The sequence below is a fragment of the Nonomuraea sp. KM88 genome (assembly GCF_052245635.1).
Lineage (GTDB): Bacteria > Actinomycetota > Actinomycetes > Streptosporangiales > Streptosporangiaceae > Nonomuraea.
Window position 1 is genome coordinate 82,889 of the sequence record NZ_JBQQCC010000006.1, and the last position, 25,841, is coordinate 108,729.

Annotated in this window: 23 protein-coding genes and 1 pseudogene; 12 read left to right on the top strand and 12 right to left on the bottom strand. The window is 71.2% G+C overall.

Annotated elements, in window-relative coordinates; translation table 11 throughout:
- Nucleotides 1-8: 8 nt before the first annotated feature.
- Nucleotides 9-836, bottom strand: a complete 828-nt coding sequence (locus ACTWPV_RS19765; protein ID WP_347643232.1) for a class I SAM-dependent methyltransferase — start codon at nucleotides 834-836, stop codon at nucleotides 9-11.
- 92 nt (nucleotides 837-928) lie between these two features.
- Between ACTWPV_RS19765 and ACTWPV_RS19770 the strand changes: the two genes are divergently transcribed.
- From ACTWPV_RS19770 to ACTWPV_RS19780, 3 genes are all read left to right on the top strand, one after another.
- Complete coding sequence (locus ACTWPV_RS19770) at nucleotides 929-2,005, top strand: SPFH domain-containing protein (RefSeq protein ID WP_443152911.1); 1,077 nt, start codon at nucleotides 929-931, stop codon at nucleotides 2,003-2,005.
- An 87-nt stretch (nucleotides 2,006-2,092) separates the two neighbouring features.
- Nucleotides 2,093-3,166: a hypothetical protein gene (locus tag ACTWPV_RS19775; RefSeq protein ID WP_443152912.1), complete on the top strand. Its 1,074-nt coding sequence runs from the start codon at nucleotides 2,093-2,095 to the stop codon at nucleotides 3,164-3,166.
- Nucleotides 3,167-3,175: 9 nt separating this feature from the next.
- Nucleotides 3,176-4,135 carry a lysylphosphatidylglycerol synthase transmembrane domain-containing protein gene (locus tag ACTWPV_RS19780; RefSeq protein WP_443152913.1) on the top strand — a complete coding sequence of 320 codons (960 nt, stop codon included), beginning with the start codon at nucleotides 3,176-3,178 and terminating at the stop codon, nucleotides 4,133-4,135.
- Here ACTWPV_RS19780 and ACTWPV_RS19785 read toward each other — a convergent pair.
- From ACTWPV_RS19785 to ACTWPV_RS19795, 3 genes are all read right to left on the bottom strand, one after another.
- Nucleotides 4,036-5,097 (bottom strand): glycosyltransferase family 4 protein, encoded by a 1,062-nt coding sequence (locus tag ACTWPV_RS19785; RefSeq protein ID WP_443152914.1) that lies wholly within the window; start codon nucleotides 5,095-5,097, stop codon nucleotides 4,036-4,038. The two genes, ACTWPV_RS19780 and ACTWPV_RS19785, sit on opposite strands and share 100 nt — an antisense overlap.
- A 3-nt stretch (nucleotides 5,098-5,100) precedes the next feature.
- Entirely contained in the window at nucleotides 5,101-5,994 is an 894-nt protein-coding gene (locus ACTWPV_RS19790) for a glycosyltransferase family 2 protein (protein WP_443152915.1), read from the bottom strand.
- A gap of 91 nt (nucleotides 5,995-6,085) precedes the next feature.
- Nucleotides 6,086-8,086 carry a glycosyltransferase family 39 protein gene (locus ACTWPV_RS19795; protein WP_443152916.1) on the bottom strand — a complete coding sequence of 667 codons (2,001 nt, stop codon included), beginning with the start codon at nucleotides 8,084-8,086 and terminating at the stop codon, nucleotides 6,086-6,088.
- A gap of 167 nt (nucleotides 8,087-8,253) precedes the next feature.
- Here ACTWPV_RS19795 and ACTWPV_RS19800 point away from each other — a divergent pair, with 167 nt between their 5' ends.
- The 4 genes from ACTWPV_RS19800 to ACTWPV_RS19815 all read left to right on the top strand — a co-directional run bounded on the left by ACTWPV_RS19800 (nucleotide 8,254) and on the right by ACTWPV_RS19815 (nucleotide 14,036).
- Nucleotides 8,254-9,744 (top strand): hypothetical protein, encoded by a 1,491-nt coding sequence (locus ACTWPV_RS19800; protein WP_443152917.1) that lies wholly within the window; start codon nucleotides 8,254-8,256, stop codon nucleotides 9,742-9,744.
- Nucleotides 9,745-10,008: 264 nt separating this feature from the next.
- Nucleotides 10,009-11,589, top strand: coding sequence for an LCP family protein (locus ACTWPV_RS19805; protein WP_443152918.1), 1,581 nt, complete (start codon nucleotides 10,009-10,011; stop codon nucleotides 11,587-11,589).
- A gap of 174 nt (nucleotides 11,590-11,763) precedes the next feature.
- A complete protein-coding gene (locus tag ACTWPV_RS19810; RefSeq protein ID WP_347643223.1) occupies nucleotides 11,764-13,017 on the top strand; it encodes an acyltransferase family protein in 1,254 nt (417 codons plus the stop codon).
- 56 nt (nucleotides 13,018-13,073) lie between these two features.
- Nucleotides 13,074-14,036, top strand: a complete 963-nt coding sequence (locus tag ACTWPV_RS19815) for a glycosyltransferase (RefSeq protein WP_443152919.1) — start codon at nucleotides 13,074-13,076, stop codon at nucleotides 14,034-14,036.
- Nucleotides 14,037-14,058: 22 nt separating this feature from the next.
- Here the strand turns inward: ACTWPV_RS19815 and ACTWPV_RS19820 are convergent, their stop codons facing one another.
- Together ACTWPV_RS19820 and ACTWPV_RS19825 are read right to left on the bottom strand one after the other, a co-directional pair.
- Complete coding sequence (locus tag ACTWPV_RS19820) at nucleotides 14,059-14,988, bottom strand: hypothetical protein (protein ID WP_443152920.1); 930 nt, start codon at nucleotides 14,986-14,988, stop codon at nucleotides 14,059-14,061.
- Nucleotides 14,985-15,440: an RNA polymerase sigma factor gene (locus ACTWPV_RS19825; RefSeq protein ID WP_443153144.1), complete on the bottom strand. Its 456-nt coding sequence runs from the start codon at nucleotides 15,438-15,440 to the stop codon at nucleotides 14,985-14,987. The genes ACTWPV_RS19820 and ACTWPV_RS19825 overlap by 4 nt, the downstream gene beginning before the upstream one ends.
- 93 nt (nucleotides 15,441-15,533) lie before the next feature.
- Between ACTWPV_RS19825 and ACTWPV_RS19830 the strand changes: the two genes are divergently transcribed.
- The 4 genes and pseudogenes from ACTWPV_RS19830 to ACTWPV_RS19845 all read left to right on the top strand — a co-directional run bounded on the left by ACTWPV_RS19830 (nucleotide 15,534) and on the right by ACTWPV_RS19845 (nucleotide 18,640).
- Nucleotides 15,534-15,869 carry a hypothetical protein gene (locus ACTWPV_RS19830; RefSeq protein WP_443152921.1) on the top strand — a complete coding sequence of 112 codons (336 nt, stop codon included), beginning with the start codon at nucleotides 15,534-15,536 and terminating at the stop codon, nucleotides 15,867-15,869.
- Nucleotides 15,866-16,808 (top strand): annotated as a pseudogene (locus tag ACTWPV_RS19835) (IS5 family transposase). Before ACTWPV_RS19830 ends, ACTWPV_RS19835 begins: the two are co-directional and overlap by 4 nt.
- Before the next feature lie 193 nt (nucleotides 16,809-17,001).
- Nucleotides 17,002-17,766 (top strand): dienelactone hydrolase family protein, encoded by a 765-nt coding sequence (locus ACTWPV_RS19840; RefSeq protein ID WP_443152922.1) that lies wholly within the window; start codon nucleotides 17,002-17,004, stop codon nucleotides 17,764-17,766.
- Nucleotides 17,767-17,926: 160 nt separating this feature from the next.
- Nucleotides 17,927-18,640, top strand: coding sequence for an acetoacetate decarboxylase family protein (locus ACTWPV_RS19845; RefSeq protein ID WP_443152923.1), 714 nt, complete (start codon nucleotides 17,927-17,929; stop codon nucleotides 18,638-18,640).
- Nucleotides 18,641-18,642: 2 nt separating this feature from the next.
- Here ACTWPV_RS19845 and ACTWPV_RS19850 read toward each other — a convergent pair whose 3' ends face one another.
- The 6 genes from ACTWPV_RS19850 to ACTWPV_RS19875 form a co-directional block, all read right to left on the bottom strand.
- On the bottom strand, nucleotides 18,643-19,527 hold the full coding sequence (locus tag ACTWPV_RS19850) for a glycosyltransferase family 2 protein (RefSeq protein WP_347643219.1): 885 nt from the start codon (nucleotides 19,525-19,527) through the stop codon (nucleotides 18,643-18,645).
- Between the two features lie 187 nt (nucleotides 19,528-19,714).
- Nucleotides 19,715-20,482: a CDP-alcohol phosphatidyltransferase family protein gene (locus ACTWPV_RS19855; RefSeq protein WP_347643218.1), complete on the bottom strand. Its 768-nt coding sequence runs from the start codon at nucleotides 20,480-20,482 to the stop codon at nucleotides 19,715-19,717.
- Nucleotides 20,460-21,500, bottom strand: coding sequence for an iron-containing alcohol dehydrogenase family protein (locus ACTWPV_RS19860; protein WP_347643825.1), 1,041 nt, complete (start codon nucleotides 21,498-21,500; stop codon nucleotides 20,460-20,462). The genes ACTWPV_RS19855 and ACTWPV_RS19860 overlap by 23 nt, the downstream gene beginning before the upstream one ends.
- Nucleotides 21,501-21,527: 27 nt before the next feature.
- Nucleotides 21,528-22,262, bottom strand: coding sequence for a phosphocholine cytidylyltransferase family protein (locus ACTWPV_RS19865; protein ID WP_347643217.1), 735 nt, complete (start codon nucleotides 22,260-22,262; stop codon nucleotides 21,528-21,530).
- 128 nt (nucleotides 22,263-22,390) lie between these two features.
- Nucleotides 22,391-22,999, bottom strand: a complete 609-nt coding sequence (locus ACTWPV_RS19870; RefSeq protein ID WP_443152924.1) for a DUF5941 domain-containing protein — start codon at nucleotides 22,997-22,999, stop codon at nucleotides 22,391-22,393.
- Between the two features lie 11 nt (nucleotides 23,000-23,010).
- Nucleotides 23,011-24,435 (bottom strand): CDP-alcohol phosphatidyltransferase family protein, encoded by a 1,425-nt coding sequence (locus tag ACTWPV_RS19875; RefSeq protein WP_443152925.1) that lies wholly within the window; start codon nucleotides 24,433-24,435, stop codon nucleotides 23,011-23,013.
- A gap of 110 nt (nucleotides 24,436-24,545) precedes the next feature.
- Between ACTWPV_RS19875 and ispD the strand changes: the two genes are divergently transcribed.
- Nucleotides 24,546-25,820: a 2-C-methyl-D-erythritol 4-phosphate cytidylyltransferase gene (ispD, locus tag ACTWPV_RS19880; RefSeq protein WP_443152926.1), complete on the top strand. Its 1,275-nt coding sequence runs from the start codon at nucleotides 24,546-24,548 to the stop codon at nucleotides 25,818-25,820.
- The last annotated feature ends 21 nt before the right edge of the window (nucleotides 25,821-25,841 follow it).

A 25,841-nucleotide genomic window follows, 5' to 3' on the forward strand; every position in this document is an offset into this window, starting at 1 on the left:
GCCCGTGCTCACAGCGGGCGGACCGGCTCGGGCGGCTGCGGCAGCGCGGCGCCCGCGGGCCGCCGCGGGCTCTTGGTCGCCACCCACAGGTAGGTCGGCACGACCGGCAGCAGCAGCCGCAGCACCCCGCGCGGCACCCTGGACAGCACCGCCTTCACCACCCTGCCCAGCGCCCCCGGGAACAGCTCGGACCCGGCGAACCGGGTGGGCGTGGCCAGCACGGGGAACGTGTAGTCCCACACGTGGAAGGCGCGCAACATCCTGCGCAGCCCGCGCCGGGTGCGGAAACGTTCGTAGTAGTGGTCGGCCCGGCCGAACGCCCGCACGTAGCGGTCGGCGGCCGCCGGCGGGAGGTAGGACAGGAACGGCAGCTTGTAGTGGGGCTCCATGACGCCGAGCCGGTTGCCGAGCCCGAGGTAGAGCACCCCGTCGTCCGACAACACCCGGTGCATCTCGGCCACCACGGCGTCGGGGTCGACCACGTGCTCGTAGATGTGGTTGAACACCAGCACGTCGACCGACCCGTCGGGGAACGGCAGCGCCGTGCCGTCGCCGCACACGAACGCCACCCGCTCGCCGAACCGGTCGGCCGCCCTGCGCAGGCCAGGCACGTCGATGTCGATGCCCATGGTGTGCTTGGCCCCGGCCTGCGCGAGCTCGTCGGCGATGAACCCGGCCGAGCAGCCCACGTCGCCCACGGTCAGCCCGCCCAGCGGGCCGTGGAAGTGTTCCAGCACCGCGATGATCTTCGCGGCCTTCCGCCTCCGCTTCTCCTCGTCGAGCATGGCGGACTGGAACTCGCTGTATTCGAGCTGCGCGACCCGTTGCTTCACCACGGTGGCCACAGTACCGACCACGACGCCAATCCGATGTCAAGCCGCTTTGGTACGGTGGCCGACCTGGCTCAAAACCGACGAACGGGGGCGAAGTGACGTTCTTCGACAAGATCAGGGGCGAGTTCATCGACATCGTCGAATGGCTCGACGACAGCCGCGACACCCTGGTCTGGCGATTCCCCCGTCACGAGAACGAGATCAAGATGGGCGCCCAGCTCGTCGTCCGCGAGTCGCAGGTCGCCGTCTTCGTCAACGAGGGCCAGATCGCCGACGCGTTCGCGCCGGGGACGTACACACTGGAGACCCGCAACCTGCCCATCCTGGCCACGCTCAAGGGCTGGAAGTACGGTTTCCACTCCCCGTTCAAGGCCGAGGTCTACTTCGCCAGCACCCGCCGGTTCGCGGACTTCAAGTGGGGCACGCAGAACCCGATCATGGTGCGGGACGCGGAGTTCGGGCCGGTGCGGCTGCGGGCGTTCGGCGCGTACGCGGCCAGAGTCATCGACGCCCGCGCCCTCCTGCGCGAGCTGGCGGGGACGGACCCGCAGTTCCGCACGGAGGAGGTGGAGGGCTACCTGCGGCAGATGGTCGTGGGCCGGCTCGCCCACGCCCTGGCCACCGCCGGCGTGCCGCTGCTCGACCTGGCCGCCAGGCAGCACGAGATGGGGCAGCGGCTGGCGGAGGCGCTGACGGCCGACCTCGCGGGCGTGGGCATCGCCATCCCGACCTTCACCATCGAGAACATCTCGCTGCCGCCCGAGGTGGAGCGGGCGATGGACAAACGCTCGCAGATGGGGATCGTGGGCGACCTCGGGCAGTACGCGAGGTTCCAGGCGGCCGAAGCGCTGGAGAACGCGGGCGGGGCGGGCGAGGGCATGGGGCTGGGCATGGGCATCGCCGCAGGCCAGCAGATGGCCGCGGCGCTCGCCCCCCAGAGCCGGCCGGACACCCGGCAGGGGCCACCCCCGCTGCCCGGCGCCGGCCCCTGGTATCTCGGAGTGGACGGCGAGCAGCGCGGACCGTTCGACGCGGCCGGCCTGGCCGCCGCCGGGCTCACCCCCGACGCGCTGGTGTGGCGGGCCGGGATGCCGCAGTGGACCCCGGCCCGCGACGTGCCGGACCTCGCGCCCCTGCTCCGCGACACGCCGCCCCCGCTGCCACCCTCCTGACCCCGACACCCGCCTGGCTCCGCCGCCCGACCCCGCCGCCCGACCCCGTTCCTGGCCCGGGGGCCCCGGGCCCCGAGAGGACCTCCCGTGAGCTCCCCCACCCAGACCCCCGCCCAGCCGTGCGCGGGCTGCGGCGCGAGCGTGGCCTTCGCGCCGGGGACGACCGTCCTGCGCTGCCCCTACTGCGGGCTCGACCAGCAGATCGCCCCGCCCGCGCGGCAGGTACGCGAGCACTCCTTCGACGCGTTCCTCGCCAAGCCCCGCGTCCACACCCTGGCCAGGCACCAGTTCACCTGCCCCGGCTGCGGCGCCCGCACGGAGAGCGACGCCCTGTCCAGGGCCTGCCAGTTCTGCGGCACCGCCCTGGTGGCCGACACGGCGAACGACGCCCAGATCGCCCCCGAGGCCGTGCTGCCGTTCGCCCTCGACCGGGGCGGCGCCAGGAACTCGCTGCGCGGCTGGGTGCGGACCCGCTGGTTCGCCCCCAACCGCCTCAGGAAGGTCAGCGAGGCGGAGACCATGAAGAGCACGTACCTGCCGCACTGGACGTTCGACGCGGCCACGGTCTCCGACTACACCGGCCAGCGCGGCAAGCACTACTGGGTTACCCAGTCGTACACGTCCAACGGCCGGCGAAAGACCCGGCGGGTCCGCAAGACCCGCTGGTATCCGGCCGCCGGACGGGTCGCGCGCGGCTTCGACGACGTCCTGGTCCCCGCCACGAGACGGCTTCCCCAGGACCGGCTCGACGCGCTGCAGCCCTGGCCCCTGGAGCGGGCGGTCGCGTTCCAGCCCGGCTACGTGGCAGGGCACCACAGCCTCCGGTACGACACCGAGCCGCAGGCCGGCCTGGAGCTGGCCAAGGGCGTCATGCACGAGGTCATCCTGGGCGACTGCCGCCGGCACATCGGCGGTGACGCGCAGCGCGTGCACTCCGTGAACACCGCCTACTCGAACGTCACGTTCAAGCTGGTGTTGCTGCCGGTGTGGGTCGGCAACTACCTGTTCGGCGGCAAGACGTACCAGGTGATGATCAACGGGGTGAGCGGGGAGGTCCAGGGCGACCGGCCGTACAGCGCGGTCAAGATCACGCTGGCGGTGCTCGCCGCGCTGGTCGTGCTCGCGGCGATGGTCTGGCTCGTCTGGGGAAGGAACGCGTAGCCTGGCCCAATGCTCCGCCGCCTGCTGCGCGTCGTCCTCGCCCTGGTCGCGCTCGGTTTCCTGGGCTACGGCCTGGCCGCGAACTGGGAGGAGACCACGGCCGCCGTGGCCGCCATGTCGCCGTGGGCGGTGCTGGGGGCGTTCGCCGCGGTGCTGCTCGGCCAGTTCTTCATGCTCGTGGCCTGGCGCGAGATCCTGGCGGGGCTCGGCACGCGGGTGCCGCTGCGGGTGGCCGGGCGGATCATGTTCGTGGGCCAGCTCGGGAAATACATCCCGGGCGCGGTGTGGGCGTACGCCGCGATGATGGACCTCGGCCGTGACCACGGCAGCCCGCCGCGGCGCACGTTCGCGACGATCTCGCTGGGCCTGGTGATCAACATCGGCGTCGCGATCTCGATCGCCGCCGCCACGCTGGGCTCGCAGGAGGTGGTGCGGCAGGCCTGGTATCTCGTGCTGCTCGTACCAGTGATCGTCGTCTGCCTGCACCCCAAGGTGCTCACCTGGGGTCTCAACCTCGCGCTGCGCGTCGCCCGCAAGGAACCGCTGGAGAGCGTGCTGCCCGGCCGCACGGTCGTTGTCGCCGTGGCGTGGACGGCGCTCGGCTGGCTCGTGTACGGCGTGCACATCTGGCTGCTGGCCGGCGTCACCGACCTGTACATCGTGGCCACCGGCGCCTACGCGTTCGCGTGGGCGACCGGCATCCTCACCGTCGTCGTGCCCGCGGGCGTCGGCATCAGGGAGGGCGCGCTGGTGCTGGTGCTCGGGCCGATCGTCGGCACCCCCGCCGCGCTCGCGGTGGCGATCGTGTCGCGGCTGGCGTTCACCCTGTCCGACGCGACGGCCGCGGGGGTGTCGTGGCTGCTGGGCCGTCAGGCGCCGAGCAACACCCCCGTGTACGCGGACCAGAACGGCTCGGGATCGACCGCCTTGACCCCCGACCGCAACCTCTCGGGCTCGCCGGAGGCGTAGAACCGCTCGATCGTCTCGCGGAGCGCGCCGGCGTCGCCCGGCTCGACCAGGAGCCCGTCGACCCCGTCGGTGACGTGGTCGGCCAGCGCCCCGACGCGGGTGGCGATCACGGGCACGCCGTGCTCGTGGCCGAGCCAGACGTTCTGGCTGGCGGTCGCGGTGCGGTAGGGCAGCACGAGCGCGTCGGCGGCGGCGAACAACGCCGGCACGTCCTCGGCCGCCACGTAGCCGGGCCGCAGCTCGACGCGGTCGCCGAGGCCCAGCTCGGCGATCAGCGCCCTGGTCTCGTCGAGCCCGCCCCAGAACTCGCCCGCCACCGTCAGCGCGACGCCGTCGGGCAGCGCCCGCAGCAGCAGGTCGAGCCCTTTGTACGGCCGGACGATGCCGAAGAAGAGCAGCCGGCGGTGCACGGCGGTGGATCTCGCGGCGGTGGTCGAGGGCAGGTGCGGCGGCAGCCCGGCCACGCTCACGGGCGTGCCGGTCAGCCCTCTGGCCAGCGCGGCCTGCTGCTCGGAGTGGGTCAGCACGGCGTCGACCCGCTTGAGCAGCGCCCTCATCAGCGGCTGGTCGTAGGGTTTGCGCTCGTGCGGCAGCACGTTGTGGCACAGGGCGACAGCCTTGGCCCTGCGCCCCAGGCCGAGCAGGATCCCCAGGTAGGCCGGGACCTGCACCGGGCTAAGCACCGCCAGCACGACCAGGTCCGCCGAGCGCAGCCGCCGCCCCGCGGCGACCCATCCGCCGGGCCGGCGCCAGTCGAGCCTGCGCGCGGTCTTCGGATAGGGGCTGCCCTCTGGCGCGGAGATCGTCTGCCGGCCGGGATAGAGGAACGACGGATATTGGGCCCGCCACGACTCGATCACCACGTCGTGCCCCAGCGCCGCGAGCCGGTGTGCCAGCTCGGTGGTGTGCTGGGCCCCGCCCCCTTTGTACGGGTAGGTCGGGCCGACGATCGCGATGCGCACCGGTCAGTTCCCGCGCGAGCGCACGATCAGGTCCGCGAGCAGCGCCACGGACCCGATCAGCAACCCGGACAGGAAGATCATGACGGTGTTGGCCGGGAAGTAGAACGGCTGCTCGATCATGTCCCAGATGCCCTTCACGAGCCCGATGCCCACCAGCCACAGCGCGGGCGGCATCAGCACCTTGAGCGGGTTGAAGTACATGATCATCCGCAGCACCTGCAGGATGTAGCGGTAGGCGTCGGAGACGAAGCTGAACTTCGACTTGCCGGCCCGCTTGGCGTAGCCGATCGGCAGGTAGTAGACGTCGTGCTGGTTGGACAGGAACGACAGCGTGATCGTCGTGACGCAGGAGAATCCGGGAGGCAGCAGCCGGAGATAGGGCTTGGCCACCGGCCTGCGGAAGGCCCGCAGCCCGGAGTTGAGGTCGGGGATCTTCTGCCCGGCCAGCTTCTCGGCCACCTTGCGGATCACCCACTTGGCGGGCACCCGCAGCAGCTTGTGCGAGCCCTCCTCGCTGGTGCGCGCGCCGACCACCATGTCGATCGTGGAATCCTTCTCCAGGATCTGCACCAGCTCGGGGATGCGCTCGTTGGGGTAGGTCATGTCGGCGTCGGTCCACACGACGATCTCGCCCTTGGCCTCCTGCGTGCCGATGCGCCGCACGGTGCCGGCGCCGCCGTTGCGGTGGAAGGCGCGGATGCGCAGGTGGGGATAGCCGGGCGCGGCCTCCTTCAGCCTGGCCAGCGTCTCGTCACTGGAGCAGTCGTCGACGGCCACGAGCTCGTAGGTGTAGCCGCTCGAGTCCATCGCCCTGGTGATGCGCTCGACCTCGTCGATGACGTGATCCTGCTCGTTGTAGCAGGGAAGGACGATCGTGACGTATGGCGCTTCATCCACGGCAGGTCCACTCTTGGAGGCGTCAAGCGTGCTCACGAGGATCGAGGTTACTCTGCCCGGAGGAGCACAGAGTCTACCCTACAAGATCAACTCATTCCGACACGGCCATCCAGACGTTCATCCGCAGGGTCCAGGTGCCGTTCGGGGCCTCGATCAGCGAGCGCTCGTCCTGGCGCGCCACCAGCCCCATGATCTGTGTCGCCCGCCCGTACGGCGAGACCTGGCCCTCGTCGGCGGCCAGCACGACCGGCACGCGCCCCGTGCCCCGCACCCGTTCGATCAGGCGGCGGACCTGGTCCTCCGGCGCGACGTCGGTGAGCACGCGCCTGACCGCGGCCGCGGGCCGCCCGCACGTGCCCCGCACCGCCTGCATGAACCGGTCGCCGGTGACCCGCTCCACGAACAACACCGACGCGTTCCGCGGGATCTTGCCGCACATCGCCTCGACCGCCGCCGCCTCGCCCCGCTCGATCGGCGTGAACGCCGTGCCGATCGAGGTCACGGCCGGGGGCACGAGCACCAGCACCACCGCCAGCGCCGTGCCCCAGCACCGGACGCGCGTGCCGCGCCGGCCCGCCTGGTCGCGCAGCCAGGCCAGCGCGTACGCGGCCAGCAGGACGAGCCCAGGGATGACGACGGGGACCAGGCGGCGGGCGGCCCACGGATGGTCGGGGGTGATCTCGGGCCGCAGCAGCGTGGTGACGGTCGTCCAGCCGACGACCGCCAGCGGCAGCAGCCACTCCAAGGGCGTGCCGTCGCGCAGCAGCCGGCGGACGAGCAGGGCCGCGGCGACCGTGGCCAGCACGACCGCGGGCAGGCCGACGTACCAGACCGCCCAGTGCAGCGAGTATTCGAAGTAGAGCCGGGTGCCGTCGGGGGCCATGCCGTTGGCCCGCTGGATCGCCTCGATCATCGTGAACGTGCGCTGGTCGCTCTCGTGCGCGGGCACCCGGGTGACCGTCTGCACCCACGGCCGCGCGTAGAGGCCGGCCATGAGGAGCACGGTCAGCCCGGCGCCCGCCACCGGCAGCCAGCCCGGCGGCCGCCACCGCGCCAGGAGCGGCGCGGCGGCCGTGCCGGCCGCGGTGAGCACGAGCACGCCCGCGCAGATGAGCAGCAGCGGCCGGATCGAGCCCGCCAGATAGCCCAGGTACGGCCGGGCCAGCGCGTATCCGGCGAGCATCCCCAGCCCGCCGCCCGCGACCAGACCGGCCAGCAGCCCCGGCCCCAGAGCACCCCTGTTCCTTGCCGAACGCCACATCGCGATCAGCAGCCCCGCGAACGCCAGCACCGGCAGCACGTCGCGCAGCCCGTCGATCCTGACCAGCACGGCCAGCCCGAACACCAGCCCCGCCAGCACCCCGCGCCACCACCCCGGCCTGGCGAGCGCGTCGCAGGTCAGCGACAGGCCGCCGAACAGCAGGATCAACGACGGGATCTCGCTGAACGTGGTGCGGGAGGTGTAGAGGATCGGCAGGCTCACCGCGAGCGCCACCGCCGCGACCACCGCCCACCGCGCGCCGGCCAGCCGCGCCACCAGCCCGGCCAGCGTGAGTACGGCCAGCGCGCCCAGCACGGCGGGCATGGCGAACGGCGCCCCGAACCAGTTGCCCACCGCGAACAGCAGCGGCGCCCCCGGCATGAACTGCGGCACCACCCCGCCGGGCACGTCGAAGAAGCCGACGCCGGCGAAGATCAACCAGGGGTCGGACCCGCCGAACGCCTCGGCCTGCCGGGGGATGGGCAGCGAGCCGTGGTCCGCGATCCAGGCCGCGTAGAGCGCGTAGGTCGCCGGATCGCGCCTGACGGCGATCTGCTCGCTGTGCAGCAGCGTGTTGAACACGCCCGAGGCCACGGCCACCACCACGACCCCCGCGACCTGCCAGGGCGTGGCCTCGACCAGCTTGCCGAGCCGCCGCGTGCCCGCCCGGCACAGCAGCGCGGCGGCGGGCAGCCCGAGCAGCGCGGCGGGCAGCGGCGCGAAGTGGCCGAGCAGCAGCAGCGGCAGCCCGGCCAGCAGCCATCCCGCCACGGCGAGCGCGGGCAGCACCGTGAGCGCGGCGAGCAACCGGCCTGGTCGATCGTGTCCCATCGGTGAGCGAGCGTATCCAACAGCGAGCACCGGGCACGCCGGTGACAGGGGTGTGGCGCGCCACCAGTGGCACGGGTTCCGCGCGAACGCCGGTACCGTACGGTGGCAGACCGCCCGGGGGTGGCGGCCGGGTGTCGGCCGGGTGTCGGATCGCGCACCTCTGCGGCGTGCCGGAGATTCGGGAGGACGTACGGGTGATGTCGGAGGCTCGTGCGGAGGCGCCCGCGCCGGCCCGCCGGGGCAGGCGGCGTCTCCCGCGCGACACCCGCCGCCGGGCCCAGCGGTTGACACGGCGGCACGGATGGTTCCTGGCCGTGCTCGGCCTCGGCACGGCCCTGCGCGTCCTGGCGATGGCGGGTTACCGGCCCGCCCTGTGGTTCCCCGACACCTACACCTACATCGTCACCGTCTTCCACCCGCGCCCCGACCTGGTGCGGCCGGCGGGCTACTCGATGTTCCTCAAGCTGCTCGAGCCGCTGCACTCCTTCGCCGCCGTCGCCGTCGTGCAACACCTGCTCGGGCTGGCCACCGGCGTGCTCGTGTACCTGGCTGCGGCGCGCCGGGCGCCCCGGTGGGCGGCGACGCTGGCCACCGTCCCCGTGCTGCTGGACGCGTACCAGATCGAGCTCGAGCACCTGCTGGTCGCCGACACCCTCTTCATGTTCCTGGTCGTGGCGGCCGTCTCGCTCAGCATGACGCGGCGGCCCGCCACGGTCGCCGCCATCGGTCTGCTGCTGGCCGCCGCCGTGCTCACCAGGACGGTCGGCCAGCCGCTGATCGTCGTGCTGGCCGGCTGGTTCGTGTTGCGCGGGCGCATCCGTCCTGCCGGGGTGCTGCTCGCCGCCGCCCTGGTGCCGCTCGTCGCGTACGGCGCCTGGTTCTACGCCACCTACCAGCGGGTCGGCCTGGTGGGCGCGAACGGCGCCTTCCTCTACGCCCGCACGATGTCGTTCGCCGACTGCGACAGGATGGACCCGCCGCCCGATCTGAAGGTCCTGTGCGACCCGCGCCCGCCGGAGCGGCGCCCTCCCTCCCAGGAGTACATCTGGGCCAAGGACGCGCCCCTCGTCCTGCAGCCGGGGATCACCTTCACCCAGGAGAACGACGAGCTCGCGGCCAGGTTCGCGGCGCTGGCGATCACCACCCAGCCGCTCGACTACGCCGCCTCCGTGCTGGGCGAGCTGGGCCGCACGTTCGTCTGGGGCCGCCCGGTCTATCCTGACGCCGAGATTTACGGCTACTACGAGTTCCCGGTCAGCGAGCCAGGCCCGCCTGGCCGTTATCCCGCACAGGTCGGCGCCGAATATGCCAAGCTCTACGAGCAGGGTGCGATCGGCACGAAGATCGTCGAGCCTTACGCCGGATGGCTGAGGGCCTACCAGAGCGCAGCGCGGCTGCCCGGCCCGGTGCTTCTGGGGGTGCTGCTGGTGCCGCCGGTGGCGGCCGTCGCCGGGTTCCGGCGCAGGCGGCGGGGCCGGCCTCGCGCGGGGGCTCCGGCCTGGCTGGTGCCGTGGTCGGCGGCCGTCGTGCTGCTGGTCACACCGGCCGCGGCCGCCGAGTTCGACTATCGCTACGTTCTGCCGGCCGTACCTCTGGCCTGCCTGGCGGCGGCCCTCAGTCTCAAGCCTGATTCGCTGCGACGAGAACCCGGAGGGTGAAAAGAGTTTGGCGATGATATTCCACCCAATGTCCGGCTCTGAGTATGCTTTGCCGCGAAAACGTCACACCCGGGTCACGACCGTCGCCTACGATCATGGCCACGGGCACGCCGCACGTGTCCTACTCTCGTTGCCCGGAGCGACCAAGCCGGCGCGTCAGGCGCAAGAAGTGAGGCTAGGGGGCGTATGAGCGACTACAGGGGCGCGCCAGTAGCCGATTTTCCGCACGAGCGTCGAGGCGCTCACTCCCCGCCGGGCAGCAGGATGGCCCGCAGAGCGGCGGGCTCCACGCCGCCTCCTCCCCCGCCTCCTGACGACGACCGGCCACCCCGCGGCCACCGCGGTGGCGGCGGCGGTCAGGGCGGCAGGATGCGCGTGCTGGCCTGGGTCAGCATCGGCGTCACCTCGCTCATGGTCGTGGGCGCGCTGACCGGCTACGTCGTCTACCGCGACGCGTTCGGCAATATCAAGCAGAAGAGCATCAACGACGACATCATCAACCCGCGACCCGTCGACACCGGCGCGCTCAACGTGCTGCTCGTGGGCTCCGACACCCGCGCGGGCGAGGGCAATGCGAAATACGGCCAGGAGACCGCCAGGCAGGCCGACGGCGGCGGCAAGCGCACCGACACGATTATCCTGCTGCACATCTCCCCCGACCGCGACCAGGCCCGGCTGATCAGCTTCCCGCGCGACTCGATGGTGCAGATCCCGAAGTGCAAGAACGAGACCACCAAGCAGGAGATGCCGCCGCGCCGTGACATGATCAACTCGGCGTACAACTCGGGCGGCGTCGCGTGCACGATCTCCACGCTCGAGACCCTCACCGGCATCCGCGTCAACCACTTCGTCGAGGTCGACTTCAGCGGCTTCAAGAACATCGTCGACGCCCTGGGCGGCATCGAGATCTGCCTGAAGTCCGGCGTCAACGACAAATCCTCCAAGCTGGTGCTGCCGCCCGGCAAGAGCCTGCTCAACGGCGAGAAGGCCCTGGGCTACGTACGCCTGCGCAAATACGGCGACGGCAGCGACCTCCAGCGCATCAAGCGGCAGCAGATCTTCCTGAGCAAGGTCATCGCCAAGGCCACCAGCAGCGAGCTCATGACCGACGTCGGCAAGCTCAGAAACTTCATCGCGGCCGCCGCCGGCTCGGTCACCATGGACCCCGCGCTCGCCAACGACACCGAGAAGCTCATCTCCATCGCCATGAGCACGAAGCAGCTGACGGCGAAGGGGGTCGAGCTCACCACGGTCCCGGTGTTGCCCGACCCGGAGAACCCCGAGGCCCGCGTGATCTGGAGGCAGCCCGACGCCGAGAAGCTGTTCACCGCGATCAAGACGGACACCGAGGTCACCGAGCCGTCGCCGTCCGCCAGCGCCAGCTCCAGCTCCAAGCCCAAGGTCACGCCCAAGCCGGAGCAGGTGCGGGTCCAGGTGCTCAACGGCACCAAAACCCAGGGCAAGGCCGGCGAGGTCGCCGCCCAGCTGGCCGAGCAGGGCTTCAAGGTGGTCGAGGTGGGCAACTACGAGGCCCCGGGCGGCGCTACCCTGCCCAAGAGCGAGGTCCACTACGCCAAGTCGATCGAGACGGCGCCCGACTACGCCGGCGTGCTGGCCAAGGCCGTCGTGCCCAAGCCCTCGCCGGCGTCGGGCAAGGTCAAGGCGACGAATGCGCAGCCGTACACGTCCGCGACGACCAGCACCGGCGGGGCCAAGCTCAAGGGCACCCCGGTGATCCAGTTCGTCATCGGCGAGGACTTCGACTCGGTCAAGGTCAGCAAGCTGCCCGACAGCGTCGAGCAGAGCTCGATCAACGCGTCCGAGCAGAAGAACGTGTGCACCTGACGCTCCAAGTTGCCTGTGTAATCGGGTCATATCTCCCGCGTGAGGGACAGCACCCTTGAGAGCGGGATAGTGTGTTGCGGGTCGGCGACGCAGCGCGACACGGGGCCGCAAGGCCGTCCGCGTCGTGCTGCCGTCGTGTTCCCCGGCCCCGAGCGAAGCTGAGCGACTCCCCCAGTGTCTGACACCAGATGGTCCCCACCCGTCACGACCCCGCGGAGCCCCGACGGCGAGGACGGGCCCGCCGACACGGGAGCCCGATGGCCGCTGCCGGAGGAGACCTTCTGGAGCGAGGCCACCGACCCGCACGGCGTGCCCCCCGGCGAGCGCACCGCGCCGCAGCCGGCGGTGCGGGCCGATCGTCCCGTGGTCACGGCGCCCGCCGCGCAGCCCCAGGCGCAACCGCAGCCCAAGCAGCAGGCCGAGCAGCCGCCCAAGCGCAAGCGCGATCCGTTTCTCGACAACGTCAAGTTCATCCTGATCGCGCTCGTGCCGCTGGGCCACTCGCTGGTTCCGACCCTGTCGGCTGACTCCTCCAGGTCGCTGTACATCTTCATCTACACGTTCCACATGCCGCTGTTCGTGCTGATCAGCGGCTACCTGTCCAGAAATTTCTGGAACTCCAACGCGAAGACCAACAAGCTGGTCGACACGTTCCTCGTCCCCTACGTGATCGTCGAGGTCGGCTACGCCGCGCTCCGCTTCGCGCTGGGCCAGAAGTGGAGCCTGACGATCATCGACCCGGCGTGGCTCAACTGGTATCTCCTGGCGCTGCTGTTCTGGCGCCTGTCCACGCCGGTGTGGAAGCGCATGAAATACCCCGTGCCCGTGTCGATCGCAATCTACCTGTTCGCCGGGTTCTCGCAGATCTCGGGCGACTTCAGCATGGATCGCTTCTTCGGCCTCCTGCCGTTCTTCGTCATCGGCCTCGTGATGCAGCCGGAGCACTTCGAACTGCTCAACCGGCGCTGGATCAAGATCGTCTCGGCGGTCACGGTGCTCGGCGCGGCGGCGGTGGCCATCTACATCGCGCCCAAGGCCCCGCTCGGCCCCTTCTACTACAAGAACAGCTACCAGGACCTCGACCTGTCCTGGTACATGGGGCTCGGCCTGCGCGTCGGCCTGCTGGTGTGCGCGCTGGCCCTGTGCTTCGCCGTGCTGGCGCTGGTGCCCAGGAAGGAGACCTGGTACACCGACCTCGGCACCCGCACGCTCTACTGCTACCTGCTGCACGGCATCCCCGTCCTCATCGCCAAGGACCAGGGCTGGCTGGACTTCCCGTGGCTGTACGGGCCGCTCGGCGTGCTGGCGATCACCTTCAGCTCCTTCGCCCTGGCGATCGTGTTGTGCCTGCCGGAGACCCGCACGGTCTTCAAGTGGGTGCTTGAGCCCCGCCTGACCTGGCTCTACCGGCGGCCATCCCGAAGTTAAGCAGCCGTTCGGCCCGCATTAACGCCTTTGACCTGGTTAGCGCCGAGCATCGACACATGCGCGCATGTGTCGCCACGACCGTCCATCATCCCGAGGACGCCCGGATCATGCACCGGCAGATCCGGGCGCTGCTCGACGCGGGCCACGAGGTGACCTACGTCGCGCCGTTCACCTACTTCAACGTGACGCCGGCCATGGGGCTCGCGGCTGTCGACGTGGCGTACCACGCGTCGTCGGGCCGGGCCCGCGCGGCGCTCAGGCGCGGCGTGCAGGACGCGGACCTCCTGCTCGTCCACGAGCACCGGCTGCTGCGCACGCTGCCCCACCGGCGCCCCCCTGTCGTCTGGGACGTACGCGAGCAGGTGGCCCCGGCGCTGCTCGCCCGGGCGGGACGCCGGCACCGGGTGATCACCCCCGCGGTGGTCCCCGAGGCGACCCAGGTGTCGGCCGGACCACCTCCACCCGGCGACACCAGGGTCGTGCACATCGGCCGCCTGTCGGCCGAGCGCGGCGTGACGGAGCTGATCGGGCTGGCCGAACGCCTCGTCCCACACGGGATCAGGCTCGACCTGATCGGCTCGGCGGCCCGCGACGTGCGGCCGCTGCTGCGCGACGCCCAGCGCGTCGGCCTGCTCGACTGGTACGGCTACGTGCCCAACCGGCACGCCCTGCGCATGGCCGGGGGCGCGCTGGCGGGCCTGTCGCTGGCCGCCGGCACGGTGCCGGCGCCGCCCACCAAGATCATGGACTACATGGGCCAGGGGCTGCCCGTGATCACCACCCCGCAGGGCGCCGCGCTGGTCGAGCGGGCCGGCTGCGGCCTCGTGGTGCCCCTCGACGTGGACGCCGTCCTCAACGCCGTCCTGGACCTCAAGGAGGACCCGGCACGCCGGCTCAAGCTGGGCGCGCTGGGCCACGCCGAGGCGCGCCTGCGCCACCACTGGCCGGACCACGCTCAGGACTTCGTGCGCCGCGCCGAGTCGTGGGCCGGCCTGACCGCGCACGCGCTGGCGGTCTAAGGGCCCCGGACCCGGTGGCGGTTCAGGGTTTGTCCAGATCGAAGGCGACGTCCGCCAGGCGGACCGTGCGGACGCGCGGATCTCTGATCACCTCGCGCAGCTTCTCGATCGAGCCGACCTGGTCGACGTAGGCGTGGGCGAGGCCGCCGTCCGCCGCCTCGCGCAGCCGGTCCAGGGACAGGTCGAAGGCGCGCAGGTTGGCGTCGTCGTGCTCGCGGAGCAGGCCGACCCAGGCACGGAAATCCCGTAGCCCGCCGCCGCACGCTTCCTCGGTCATGTCGCCGCCCTTCTCGCCGAGGTTCGTCCGCGCGCCGGACCAGTAACCGAAGCCCCAGTTGATGGACAGGGCACCCGGCCTGCGCTCGTAGGCGACCCGCTCGGCACAGGTGCCGTGCGTCTTCAGGAAGGCCTTCATGTCGCTCTCGGGCAGGGGCGTGGCGAACTCCACGACCGCCAGCGCCCTGAGGTCCCCGGGCAGCCTGTCAAGCACCTTGCGCACCTCCTCCTTCGGGGCGAGGGTGGTGCCGACGTCGTACAGGGCTGTGGAGAGCCTGGTGTTGGCCGTGCTGCCCAGCGGCAGCCGCCCCACCCGGCCGAAGAGGTTCTGGCTGATCGTGTACGCGGCGCCGCCCGCGGGCCAGAAGTCGCCGACAGGACGCAGGGGAGCCACCTGCACCTCCAGGGACATCGACACCGGAGTGGTCTCGCAGCAGGCGCTCACGCTCACGGCGTAGGCCGGGCTGTACATCTTGAACGCGGTGCCGAGCACCGCCGCCATGCGCTGCTCGCGGTCGCCGCGGGTCTGCACCAGAGCCGACCCCCACGTGACCGCCGCGGCGAGGAGGACGAGGGCGGTCAGGACGATCGCGGCCGTCCTGAAGACACCCCGCCGGACGGCGTTCCGGGTGGCCTTCGGGTCGAAGTCCGGCATTTCTGGCAAGTCGTTGGTCATTCGGGGGCTCCGTAGATGTCGGCGAAGGCGTTCCTGGCCCGCCACACGGCGGTCTTGATCGAGGCGTGCTTCCTGCCGGTCATCACGGCCACCTCCACGAGCGAGAACCCTTCGAGGTAGACCAGCGTGAGCAGCCTGCGGTGCTGTTCGGACAGCCGGTCGAGGGCGTCGCGCACGTCGAGCGAGGCCACGTGGAGCGGAGGGACGCCCAGCTCGCCGGGGTCCGGCAGGGCCACCTCGATCCGGCGGCGGCGCACGTGGTCGATGAGAACGTTGCGGGCGATGGCGAGCAGCCAGGCGGCCGGGTTCTCACCGCGCCAGCCCAGCAGGGCCCTCGTCGCCTTGACGAAGGTCTCCTGCGCCAAATCTTCCGCGAGATGGGGGTCACGGGTCCTGCGCAGGAGGAACCCGCACACGAGCGGCCAGTGCTCGCGATACAGCTCCTCGATGATGACGCCCCCCGTGTCGGTTGGAAACTCACATCACACCTAGACGGCACCAGGGCGGGAATGGTCACACGGCCTGCCGGTTGATGCGCTGGAGACATGGCAACGCATCTGATCCACGGCCGGACGGTCGGCATGCCGGTGCGGGTGCGGGACGCGGAGATCTGCGGCGCCTTCCACCCGGTGCGCGCCGACGCCGCCAGGGCGGTCATCGCCTACTCCGGGCTCGACGTCGCCGAGGTCCTGCCGGGCAAGGCTCTCTGCGTGCTGCTGTTCGTCGACTACCGAGACGGCGACCTCGACGCCTACCACGAGTTCGGCATGGCGTTCCTGGTGCGCCCGCCCCCGTGCCGGTGGGGCACTCACATCACACCTAAGAGCTGCTTCTTAGATCTGCGGACTAAATGTGGTGATGTTGTCACGATGGGTGCATGAGGCGTGGTGACTTAACGAACGCCGAGTGGGAGCGGCTCAGGCAGCTGCTGCCCGAGGGCGGCCGGCGGGGTGGCCGATGGAATGACCACCGCAAGACGATCGACGGGGTGTTGTATCGGGCTCGGACTGGGCTGCCCTGGCGTGACCTGCCCGAGCGGTTCGGTCCGTGGATCACGGTCTACAAGCGACACCGCCGCTGGTCGGCCGATGGCACCTGGCAGGCGCTGCTGACCGCGATCCAGGCCGAGCAGGACGCCAAGGGCCGGGTGGACTGGGACATCTCCGTGGACTCCACCACCGTCCGGGCGCACCAGCACGCCGCCGGCGCACCACGCACCCCGCCCCCGCCGCCTCCCGCCCCGAGGCGGCAAAAAGGGGATGCCGCGGGGACAACCGGGGCGATCCAGTGCTGACCGCTTTGGCCGCCCGGCTGGCGGAGGTGGTCAGACTGGGGAGTGCTTAGGCCGTTCCCGTGGCGGGTTCACCACCAAGATCCACCTGTCCGCGGACGGCCGCTGCCGGACACTGTCGCTGGTGCTGACACCAGGTCAATACGGCGATAGCCCGCAGTTCCGGCGGGTGCTGGCCGCCATCCGGGTCCCCCAGCTGGGCCCGGGACGCCCGCGCACCCGGGCGGACAGCCTGGCCGCGGACAAGGCGTACTCCTCCCGCGCCAACCGCGCCTACCTGCGCCGCCGCAAGATCCGCCACACCATCCCCGAACCACGCGATCAACGCGCCCACCGTCGCCGGCACGGCTCGGCCGGAGGACGGCCCACCGGCTTCGACGCCGAACGCTACAAGGGCAGGAACGTCGTCGAACGGGCGATCAATCGGCTAAAGAACTTCCGAGCCGTTGCCACCCGATACGACAAACGCGCCTACATCTTCCTCGGCACCGTCACCCTGGCCGCCCTGGTCATCTGGCTCCGCACCTGATCCAAGAAACAGCTCTTAGTGCCGCGACCCGAAACGATCAGCGCGTTGGCGCGTAGGGCGCTCCGCGGGCGTGACCATGGAAAGCCGGGCGGCATGGCCGAACGTGCCGGGCGGCGGGAGACCAACCGGCGGCTGCCCGACCGCCCGGATAATTGACTCGCATCGTCAGTGCGAATGCCGATGTAATCCTGCCATGCGCATCGCCTCAGAAACCGTCGCTGACGGCATCCGCGAACAGCTCTTCACCATCGGAGACATCCCCGGGGTGCTCTGGACGCCCGCCGAGGGCTCCGGTCCCCGTCCGCTGGTCTTGATCGGGCACGGCGGCGGCCAGCACAAGAAGGGATGGGAGGTCGTCTCCCGGGCCTTCCCCTACGTCACCTCCTGCGGCTTCGCGGTCGCCGCGATCGACGCTCCAGGCACCGGCGACAGGCCGGAGCACCCGGAGATCCGGCGGCTCGTCGCGCTCATCCAGGAACGAGAGGCCGCGGGCGAGCCCTTCTGGTCCGGCCCGGAGTGGCCCGCCCTCAACGAAACCGTGGCGGCGCAGCTCGTACCCGACTGGCAGACCACCCTGGACGCGCTCCGGAAACTGGACTCCGTCGGCGACGGCCAGCCCGTCGGGTACTACGGCCTGTCCCAGGGCGGTGAGATGGGCATCCGCCTCGTCGCGGCCGAACCCCGGATCACAGCTGCCGTCCTCGGCCTCGTCGGAAGCGAGTGGCTCATCGACACCGCGGCGCGGATCACGATCCCGGTCGAGTTCGTGCTGCAGTGGGACGATGAAGGCAACCCGCGGGACTCAGTCATGAAGCTGTTCGACGCGCTCGGCTCCGCCGAGAAGACCCTGCACGCCAACCCCGGCGGCCACTTCCGAGTCCCGTCCTTCGAGATCGACAGCTCGATCCGCTTCTTCGCCCGGCACCTGGGCAGCCCCGGCACCGCGGGCAACTCCTGACACCACCGGCGCCACGCCGACGCGCGGTCGGTCGCCAGTGCCACGCGCGCTTCCGCCGCCGCCCGCGGTCACGCCTACCGGGCGATCGTTTCCGGTCACAGCACCGGACGGCACCCGAACGGGAATGGTCACACGGCCTGCCGGTTGATGTACTGGAACCATGGCAACGCATCTGATCCACGGCCGGACGGTCGGCATGCCGGTGCGGGTGCGGGACGCGGAGATCTGCGGCGCCTTCCACCCGGTGCGCGCCGACGCCGCCAGGGCGGTCATCGCCTACTCCGGGCTCGACGTCGCCGAGGTCCTGCCGGGCAAGGCTCTCTGCGTGCTGCTGTTCGTCGACTACCGAGACGGCGACCTCGACGCCTACCACGAGTTCGGCATGGCGTTCCTGGTGCGCCCGCCGGGCGCGTCGGGGCCCATGAGAGCGGCCGACCTGTCGAAGGCCGGGATGTTCGTGCACTGGCTGCCGGTCGACCAGCACTTCACGCTGGAAGCCGGGCGCACGCTGTGGGGGTTCCCGAAGGAGCTGGCCGACATCGAGTTGCGGCTCGGCTCGCCGTACAAGCGGTGTGTGCTGCGCAAGGACGGCAGGCTCGTGCTCGACATGCTGGTCAAGCCGGGCGTGCCGGTGCCGGGCGCCACCGTCGTGGCGCCGCTGGACGCGTACACGCACCGGGAGGGCGTGACGCGGCGCGTGCCCTGGTCGGTGCGGGCGCGCGGCGCCAGGGTCCGCCCCGCCGGGGCGCTGATCCGCCTGGGCAACCATCCCGTCGCCAAGGAGCTGAGCGAGCTGGGCCTGCCGAAGCGGGCGTTGTTCAGCATGAACGTCTCGCGTGCCGAGATGGTCTTCGGCGCGGCCGAGCAGGCCTGAGCTCAGACGATCGGCGGGCGGCCCAGCTTGACCATGCGCCAGGCCGTACGCCAGGCCATGGGACGGCGCTCGCCGGCGGAGGTGCGCAGGCCTTCGAAGAAGCCGGCGAACCAGGCTTTGAGCGCGCCGCCCGAGCCGCGCTCGCGCACGATGGTGAGGACGACCCAGTTGGTGAGGTAGAGGAACGCCAGCGGCCACGGCAGGTTGCGCCGGGCCAGCCAGACCCGGTTGCGGGCGTTGAGCCGGTAGAACTCGGTGTGCCGTGTCGGCGGCACCTGCGGGTGGTACATCACCGTCTCGGCATCATATTCGATGCGGTAGCCCTCGCCGAGCAGCCGCCAGGCCAGGTCGGTCTCCTCGTGCGCGTAGAAGAACCGCTCGGGCAGGCCGCCCACCTGCAGGAAGGCCGAGCGCCTGATGGCCGAGGCGCCGCCGAGGAACGTCGTGACGGGCGACGAGCGCTGCGGATCGCCCGCGCGCAGGCGGGGGACGTGACGCCGCTGCCCGATGCCGCCGTCGGGGTCCATCACCCGGAAGGAGATCACCGCGAGGTCGGGCTCGGTGGCGAAACGGTCGCGTACGTGGGCGACCACTTTCTGGCTGGCATACCAGCCGTCATCGTCGAGGAACAGCACGACGTCGCCCGAGCACTCCTCCACGCCGCGGTTTCGGCCTGCGGGAATGCCGGTGTTCTGGTCGAGCCGGATCGCTTTCACGATCGCGGACGACCCCTCGGGTGGCGTCGCCGACACCTCGGGCACGTCGGCGCCATTGCCTACGATCACCACCTCGACGTCGCCGTCGACCTGGTTGAGCGCGGACTCGACCGCCCGGTTCAGCTCCGCGACCCGGTTGCCCATGGTGAGGATGACGCACGAGATCTTCAACGAATCATCGTCCTGACGCGTTGAGAGCACGGGCGGAGCATTCTTTCATGATCACCGAGTCTGCTGGTCTGCATCGTTTGGGATATGGGTGGAGCTAAGCGTATCGGAACCGTCAGTGAACCCCCACCGAACGGCGGACGTCCGATCAATACGACGGACGAGGGGCCCTTCCGGTTCCGACATGAGATCACGCAAGTCGCCTCGATGCCAGGATGCTGACCAAATGCAGGACAACCTGTAGGCAGGCGGCGACGAAACAGGCGACGAGCAACACCCTGGTGGGAGTGAGATCGCCGATCGCCAGATCGATCACCGCGGTCGCCAGCGCGAGCAGCGACAGCTCCACCGGCTGCACGATGCGGTGGAACTTCGTCGCCGACAGCACCCGCCTGCCCAGCCCCAGCAGCCCGGAGCGGAACTGGCCCACGGACGCCTCGGTCGCGGCCGTCAGCCCGCCCTTGGCCCGCGCCACGTCCACGAGGTCGGTCTCGGCCTTGATGAGGATCGCGCCCAGCGCGGCGCCGACCCCCAGCACGGTGTACCAGTCGGGCAGGACGGCCGAGGCCCGCCAGCCCAGCCCGGCCAGCAGCGCCGCCTCGGTGAAGTAGGCGCCGACGCGGTCGAGATAGACGCCGACCAGCGAGGTCTTCCCCGTCCAGCGGGCCAGCTCGCCGTCGGAGCAGTCGAGCAGGAGGTAGACCTGGATGAGCAGCGCGGCGAACAGGGCCGCCCAGAGCCCTGGCAGGGCCAGCACGACGCCGGCCACGATGCCGGCCAGCGTCATCACCCACGTGAGCTGGTTGGGCGTGACCGACGTCTTGGCCATCAGCCACGTGACGTAGATGGACATCCTGCGCATGTAGAGGACGCCCGCCCAGTGCTCGCCGTTCTTGCGCTGGAGGTGGCCCTCGGGCTGGGCGACCCGCCGCAGCTCAGCGACCGAAGGCCCGGACATAGTCCTCCACCCGATCGTGGATCTCGGAGTCCTGCATGCGCAGGTGCTCCAGGATCGTGTAGCGGCCGGGACGGGTGGCCGGCGCCAGCGCGACGGCCTCGGCGAACTGCTGGCTGGACAGCCCGATGTCGGCGGGGACGATCGGCAGCTCGTGCCGGCGCAGGCAGTCGGTCACCTGCGCCACGCGAGCGTCGTCCTGCCTGAGGAAGAAGCAGAAGGCGGCACCGATGCCGGCGAGCTCGCCGTGGTTGGAGGTGCCGGGGAAGAGCTGATCCACGGCATGAAGGATCTCATGGTCGCCACCGCTCGCGGGCCGGGACGAGCCCGCGATCACCATCGACATGCCCGACAGGATCAGCGATTCGGCCAGCACGGTGAGGAACGCGTCGGACTCGATGGAGTCGGCCCGCCCGATCAGCGCCTCCGCGGCCGTGCGGGCCATGGAGCAGGCCAGCCCGTCGATCGGCTCGCCGCGCTCGACGTTGCCCAGCTGCCAGTCCTCGATCGCCGACAGGTTGCTCACCACGTCGCCCACGCCCGCCCGGACGAGCTGTTTCGGCGCGTTGTGCACGAAGTCGAGGTCGACGAGGATCGCCAGCGGCATCGGCACCCCGAACGTGCCCTTGCCGCCGTCGTAGACCAGGGAGGCGGTGGGCGAGCAGATGCCGTCGTGGGCGAGGTTGGTGGCCACGGCCACCATCGGGATGCCGGCGAGCGACGCGGCGTATTTCGTCGCGTCGATCGTCTTGCCGCCCCCGACGCCGACCACGACTTCGTAGGCGCCCTTGCGCAGGTCGGCGCCGAGCGAGACGGCCGCCTCGACCGTGCCGGCGGCCACCCTGAAGATCTCGGCCTCACCCAGCGTGGGCGCTATCAGGCTTTCGATGTGGTCGCCCTGGCCCGGCCCGACGGCCACGGCGACCCTGCCGGAGGTGGCCACGCGGCTGTCGGCCAGCAGCGCGCCGAGCTCCGCCACCGCGCCCCGCCTGACCTGCATGGTCAGCGGCGTCGGCAGCATTCTCGCTAGAAGCGGCATCGCGCCCCCTCAGTAGCGCACGGCTATGGTGCGGGCCTTCGCCAGGTCGTCGTGGTTGTCCACCTCGACCCAGTCGACCTCCCCGATGGGCGCGGCGTGGATCAGCTCGCCGCGCCCGACCATCTCCTGGTAACCGTCCTCGTAGTAGAGCTGCGGGTCGCGCTCGAACGTCGCCTTGAGCGCGTCGGCCAGCCGCTCGGCCGCGCCCGGCCGAATGAGGGTGGCGCCGATGTACTCGCCGTAGGCCTCGGCCGGATCCATGAGCTTGGTGATGCGGCGCAGCGCGCCCTCCGGCGAGAGGGTGACCTTCATCTCCTCGTCGGCGAGCTTTTTCACGTTGTCGACGGCCAGCAGGATGTCGCTCGTCCCGGGCGCCGACAGCAGCGTCTTCTCGACCGAGACCGGGTGCACGGTGTCGCCGTTGACCAGCAGCGCGCCCTGGGCGAAGTAGTCGCGCGCGCACCACAGGGAGTAGGCGTTGTTCCACTCCTCGGCCTTGTCGTTGTGCACGAGGGTGAGCTTGACGCCGTGCCTGTCCTCCAGCTCCTCCTTGCGGTCGTGGACGGCCTGCGCCGCGTAACCGACGACGACCACGACCTCCCGCAGGTCCACCTCGGCAAGGTTGCGCAGCGAGATGTCCATGATCGTGGTCTCGCCGTCGACCGGCACGAGCGCCTTGGGCAGCGTGTCGGTGTACGGCCGCAGGCGTCGTCCGGCCCCGGCGGCCAGAACCATTCCCAGCAACGTGCACTCCTCAGTCGTAACGTGCGGCGGGGCACTGGACGCGACCCGCGTTTGGGGGCGGGTCGTTGGACGCGCCACCGTAGGCCCAAAGGTTAGTTCCCTTTCGGCCTACGGTGGGCAATCTGGCATCAGTCTTGTGTTCCCGTTTCCGCCGCTTCCGCCCCCGCCTGGGGTGCGGCCAGCCAGCAGGTGAGGCTCTCCCAGCCGAACAACGCCCACAGGTAGAGCGCGAACAGCACGTAGCCGCCGGTCAGCCAGCCCATGAGGGCGACCAGCGAGACCACCATCATCCGCCCGTCCCAGCCGAGCCCGAACGTGGACAGCCAGGCCGGCGCGTAGACGCGCTGGCGCAGCCGGTGGACCAGGTCGTAGTGGTGGAAGGCCAGCGCGCCGAGCAGCAACGTGATCAGCACGGGGTGCACCCCGTGGGCGAACCCGCACGCCGCGATGAAGGTGTATTCGATGACCCGCAGGATCGGCGGCACGAGCCAGTCGAGCCGGCCGTCGTGCGCGTGGCTGCTGCCCGGCCCGGCCAGCAGCAGCGTCACGGCGGGCGCGAACACGGCGAGCCCGTCGGACCCGGCCACGCCGAGCACCAGCAGCACCCCGGTGACGAACGTGCCCGCGATCACCGGGGGCAGCGGCGGGAGCTGCCCGGCCACGAGCAGGCCCATGGCCCGCGCGAGCGGGCCGTCGTCGCGGTAGGCCACGACCGTGCTGCTGGGGACGGGTGCCATGTGAACCGATGTCACCGTGCCGACCTCGCGATCCGTCCGCAGAGCTGGTAGAGGGCCGCCACGCCGCCCCAGCACAGCAGCGACAGGAACGTGACCTTGGCGTTCCAGCCGGCGGCGGTGATGGCGATCAGGGCGGTGCGCTCGCCGATGGGCAGCACGATGATCTTCTTGAGCCAGCGCGCCGCGGTGTCGCGTTCGAGCCGCTGGGCGAGGCCGAGCACGCCCCTGGCGCGGCGGGCGTCCTCCGACTCCAGCAGGGAGCGGGCGGGCCGGCCCCAGGCGGCGCCGACGCGGGCGGCGTCGGCCACGGCCCCCGCGTACGTGTAGTCGACGGCGTGCCGGACGATCTGCAGGATCATCGCGGCCACCGCGAGGTACCAGATGCGGGGTCCGGCGTACCCTGCGGCCAGGCCGATGTAGACGACGTATTCCTTGAGCCGGTCGGCCATGCCGTCGGCCCACGCGCCGAGCGGGGAGAACGTGCGGGTGTAGCGGGCGAGCTGCCCGTCGAGGCAGTCGAGCGCGAACGACAGGTAGAGCAGCACCGCCCCGGCCAGCCGCGCGGCCGGGGTGCCGGCGGAGAACCAGACGGCCGACAGCAGCGCCAGGCCGACGGAGACGCCGGTGACGGTGTTGGGCGTCAGCCTGAGCGTGGCGGCCGGCCTGATCAGGTGGCGGGTCCAGGTGGAGACGAAGTAGGTGGCGAAGAAGCCGTCGTCGTGCTTGACGGCGGTCTCGACCTTGACCTTGGCCTCGTCGACCTCGGCCAGCTTGGCCAGGGCGGTGTCCGCGGAGATCTGGCCGGTCACCCGGTCGGCGTGCAGCGGCCCGAGCGTCGCCGCGCGTACGGCCACACCCGATCGGACCAGCCCGACGAGCAGCAGGTCGACGGCCTCGACCGGGGTGACGGGGCCGAGGCGGCCGGTGTCGGCCAGCTCGGCCAGCTCTTCGGCGATGTCGGCCAGCACGCCGAGGTCGGCCTCGGCCGCCTGGAGCACTCCCCTGAACGTGGCGTTCGCCTCGGGGACCAGGTGGAACGAGCTGGCCGCGGCGACGACCTTGCCGCCTTCGACGCGTACGGGCGGCCGGAGCGGGGCCGCGGCCGTCTCCCGGCAGACCAGCGCGCCGGTGTCGTGGGCCGGGTGTTCGAGCAGCAGCGCCAGCGCCTCGGTGTGGATCACGAGGTCGCCGGGCAGCACGGCGACGGCGCCGGTGGCGGTGCGGGCGATCTTGGCCACTCCTCGCAGGTCGGCGCCGAGGCCGCCGCTGGGGGTCACCACCTGCACCTCGCGCACCGGCAGCGTGGCGAGCTGGTCGCTGAGCCGGTCGAGCAGTGTGCCGTCGGCGCACGAGAGCCCGCATGCCGGCGTCGTGGCGAGGACCACGGCCGCGGCATGAGGGCTGGTCGTGCCACCTCGCGTCATTGAGTCGGGCAAGGCACAGGTCTCCTCCCGGTCGGGTCGGGAGTGCGGGCACGCGGGTGCGTAGGCACAGCGTAGCGAGAGGTCAACGCGATATCACGGACCAGGACCGTTAGGCTCGCGGTATGACGTCACGGCTGCGGTCGGTTGGGGTGCTCCTCGCGGGCGGCGTGGGGCAGCGGTTCGGGCATGACACGCCCAAACAGCTCGTCGAGGTGGCCGGGCGGACGATCATCGAGCACTCGCTGGCGGCGTTCGAGCGCGCCCCCGAGATCGACGAGATCGTGGTGCTGATGACGCCGGGGCACGCCGACCGGGTGCGCGAGATCGTCGCGCGGGGCGGCTACGGCAAGGTCAGCCAGGTCGTCGACGGCGGCGCGAGCCGCACCGAGAGCACGTGGCGGGCGCTGCGGGCGCTGGGCACGCAGGAGTGCAACGTGCTGCTGCACGACGCCGTGCGCCCGCTGGTGGAGCCGCGCATCATCGCCGAGTGCGTCAGGGCGCTGCGCGACCATCCCGCCGTCAATGTGGCGATCCCGAGCTCCGACACGGTCCTGGTGGCCGAGCCGGCGCCCGGCGGCGAGGTGATCGGCGAGGTGCTGGACCGGGCGCGGCTGCGGCGCAGCCAGACGCCTCAGTGCTTCCGGCTCTCGCTGATCCGCGAGGCCTACGAGCGGGCGATGGCCGATCCCGGTTTCGGCGAGCGGCCCGCCACCGACGACTGCGGCGTGGTGCTGCGCTACCTGCCCGGCGTTCCGATCCACCTGGTGCCGGGCAGCGAGCACAACATCAAGGTCACCCATCCGGCCGACCTGCACATCGCCGAGCGGCTCTTCCAGCTCGCCGTCAGGGTGCCGGCGGGCGATCCCGGAGGGCTGGACGGGCAGAGCGTGGTGGTCTTCGGCTCCGCGGAGATCGCGGAGCTGGCCGCCGCCCGCGGCGCCCGGGTGCACGCCTTCTCCGAGGCCGACGGGGTGCGCGTCGACGACGCCGGTGCGGTGGCCAAGGCTCTCGACGGCGTGGGAGAGGTCGACCACGTGGTGAACGCGGCGGTCGCCGGCCACGCGGGCGGGCTCGCCGAGGCCACCGTCGAGAGCGTCGCCGACGCGGTCAGCGTCAACCATCTGGGCGCGCTCACCGTGGCCCGAGCCGCCCGCCCGCATCTGCGCGGCAGCCTGCTGCTGCACAGCCCGCCCGGTTTCGGGGCGCTGCACGCGGCCTCACGGGCCGCGGTGGCCGGGCTCACCCGGGCACTGGCCCACGAATGGGCCACTGACGGCATCCGGGTCAACTGCGTCAATACCGGCACTTCTCCGCACCTGATCGCGCAGACCTCGCTGGACATCCTCATCTCCGACCTATCAGGGCAAGTCATAGAGGCAGGCGTGGACGGCGCTTGACCTGAGACTTGTTACCGTGCG

Excerpts from the sequence above, each read along its gene's own strand:
- ispD (WP_443152926.1), top strand. The coding sequence starts at position 24,546 with ATGACGTCACGGCTGCGGTCGGTTGGGGTGCTCCTCGCGGGCGGCGTG.
- ACTWPV_RS19845 (WP_443152923.1), top strand. The coding sequence starts at position 17,927 with ATGGCAACGCATCTGATCCACGGCCGGACGGTCGGCATGCCGGTGCGG.
- ACTWPV_RS19870 (WP_443152924.1), bottom strand. The coding sequence starts at position 22,999 with ATGGCACCCGTCCCCAGCAGCACGGTCGTGGCCTACCGCGACGACGGC.
- ACTWPV_RS19795 (WP_443152916.1), bottom strand. The coding sequence starts at position 8,086 with ATGGGACACGATCGACCAGGCCGGTTGCTCGCCGCGCTCACGGTGCTG.
- ACTWPV_RS19820 (WP_443152920.1), bottom strand. The coding sequence starts at position 14,988 with ATGACCAACGACTTGCCAGAAATGCCGGACTTCGACCCGAAGGCCACC.
- ACTWPV_RS19860 (WP_347643825.1), bottom strand. The coding sequence starts at position 21,500 with ATGCTGCCGACGCCGCTGACCATGCAGGTCAGGCGGGGCGCGGTGGCG.
- ACTWPV_RS19780 (WP_443152913.1), top strand. The coding sequence starts at position 3,176 with ATGCTCCGCCGCCTGCTGCGCGTCGTCCTCGCCCTGGTCGCGCTCGGT.
- ACTWPV_RS19805 (WP_443152918.1), top strand. The coding sequence starts at position 10,009 with ATGGCCCGCAGAGCGGCGGGCTCCACGCCGCCTCCTCCCCCGCCTCCT.
- ACTWPV_RS19840 (WP_443152922.1), top strand. The coding sequence starts at position 17,002 with ATGCGCATCGCCTCAGAAACCGTCGCTGACGGCATCCGCGAACAGCTC.
- ACTWPV_RS19855 (WP_347643218.1), bottom strand. The coding sequence starts at position 20,482 with ATGTCCGGGCCTTCGGTCGCTGAGCTGCGGCGGGTCGCCCAGCCCGAG.
- ACTWPV_RS19815 (WP_443152919.1), top strand. The coding sequence starts at position 13,074 with ATGCGCGCATGTGTCGCCACGACCGTCCATCATCCCGAGGACGCCCGG.
- ACTWPV_RS19830 (WP_443152921.1), top strand. The coding sequence starts at position 15,534 with ATGGCAACGCATCTGATCCACGGCCGGACGGTCGGCATGCCGGTGCGG.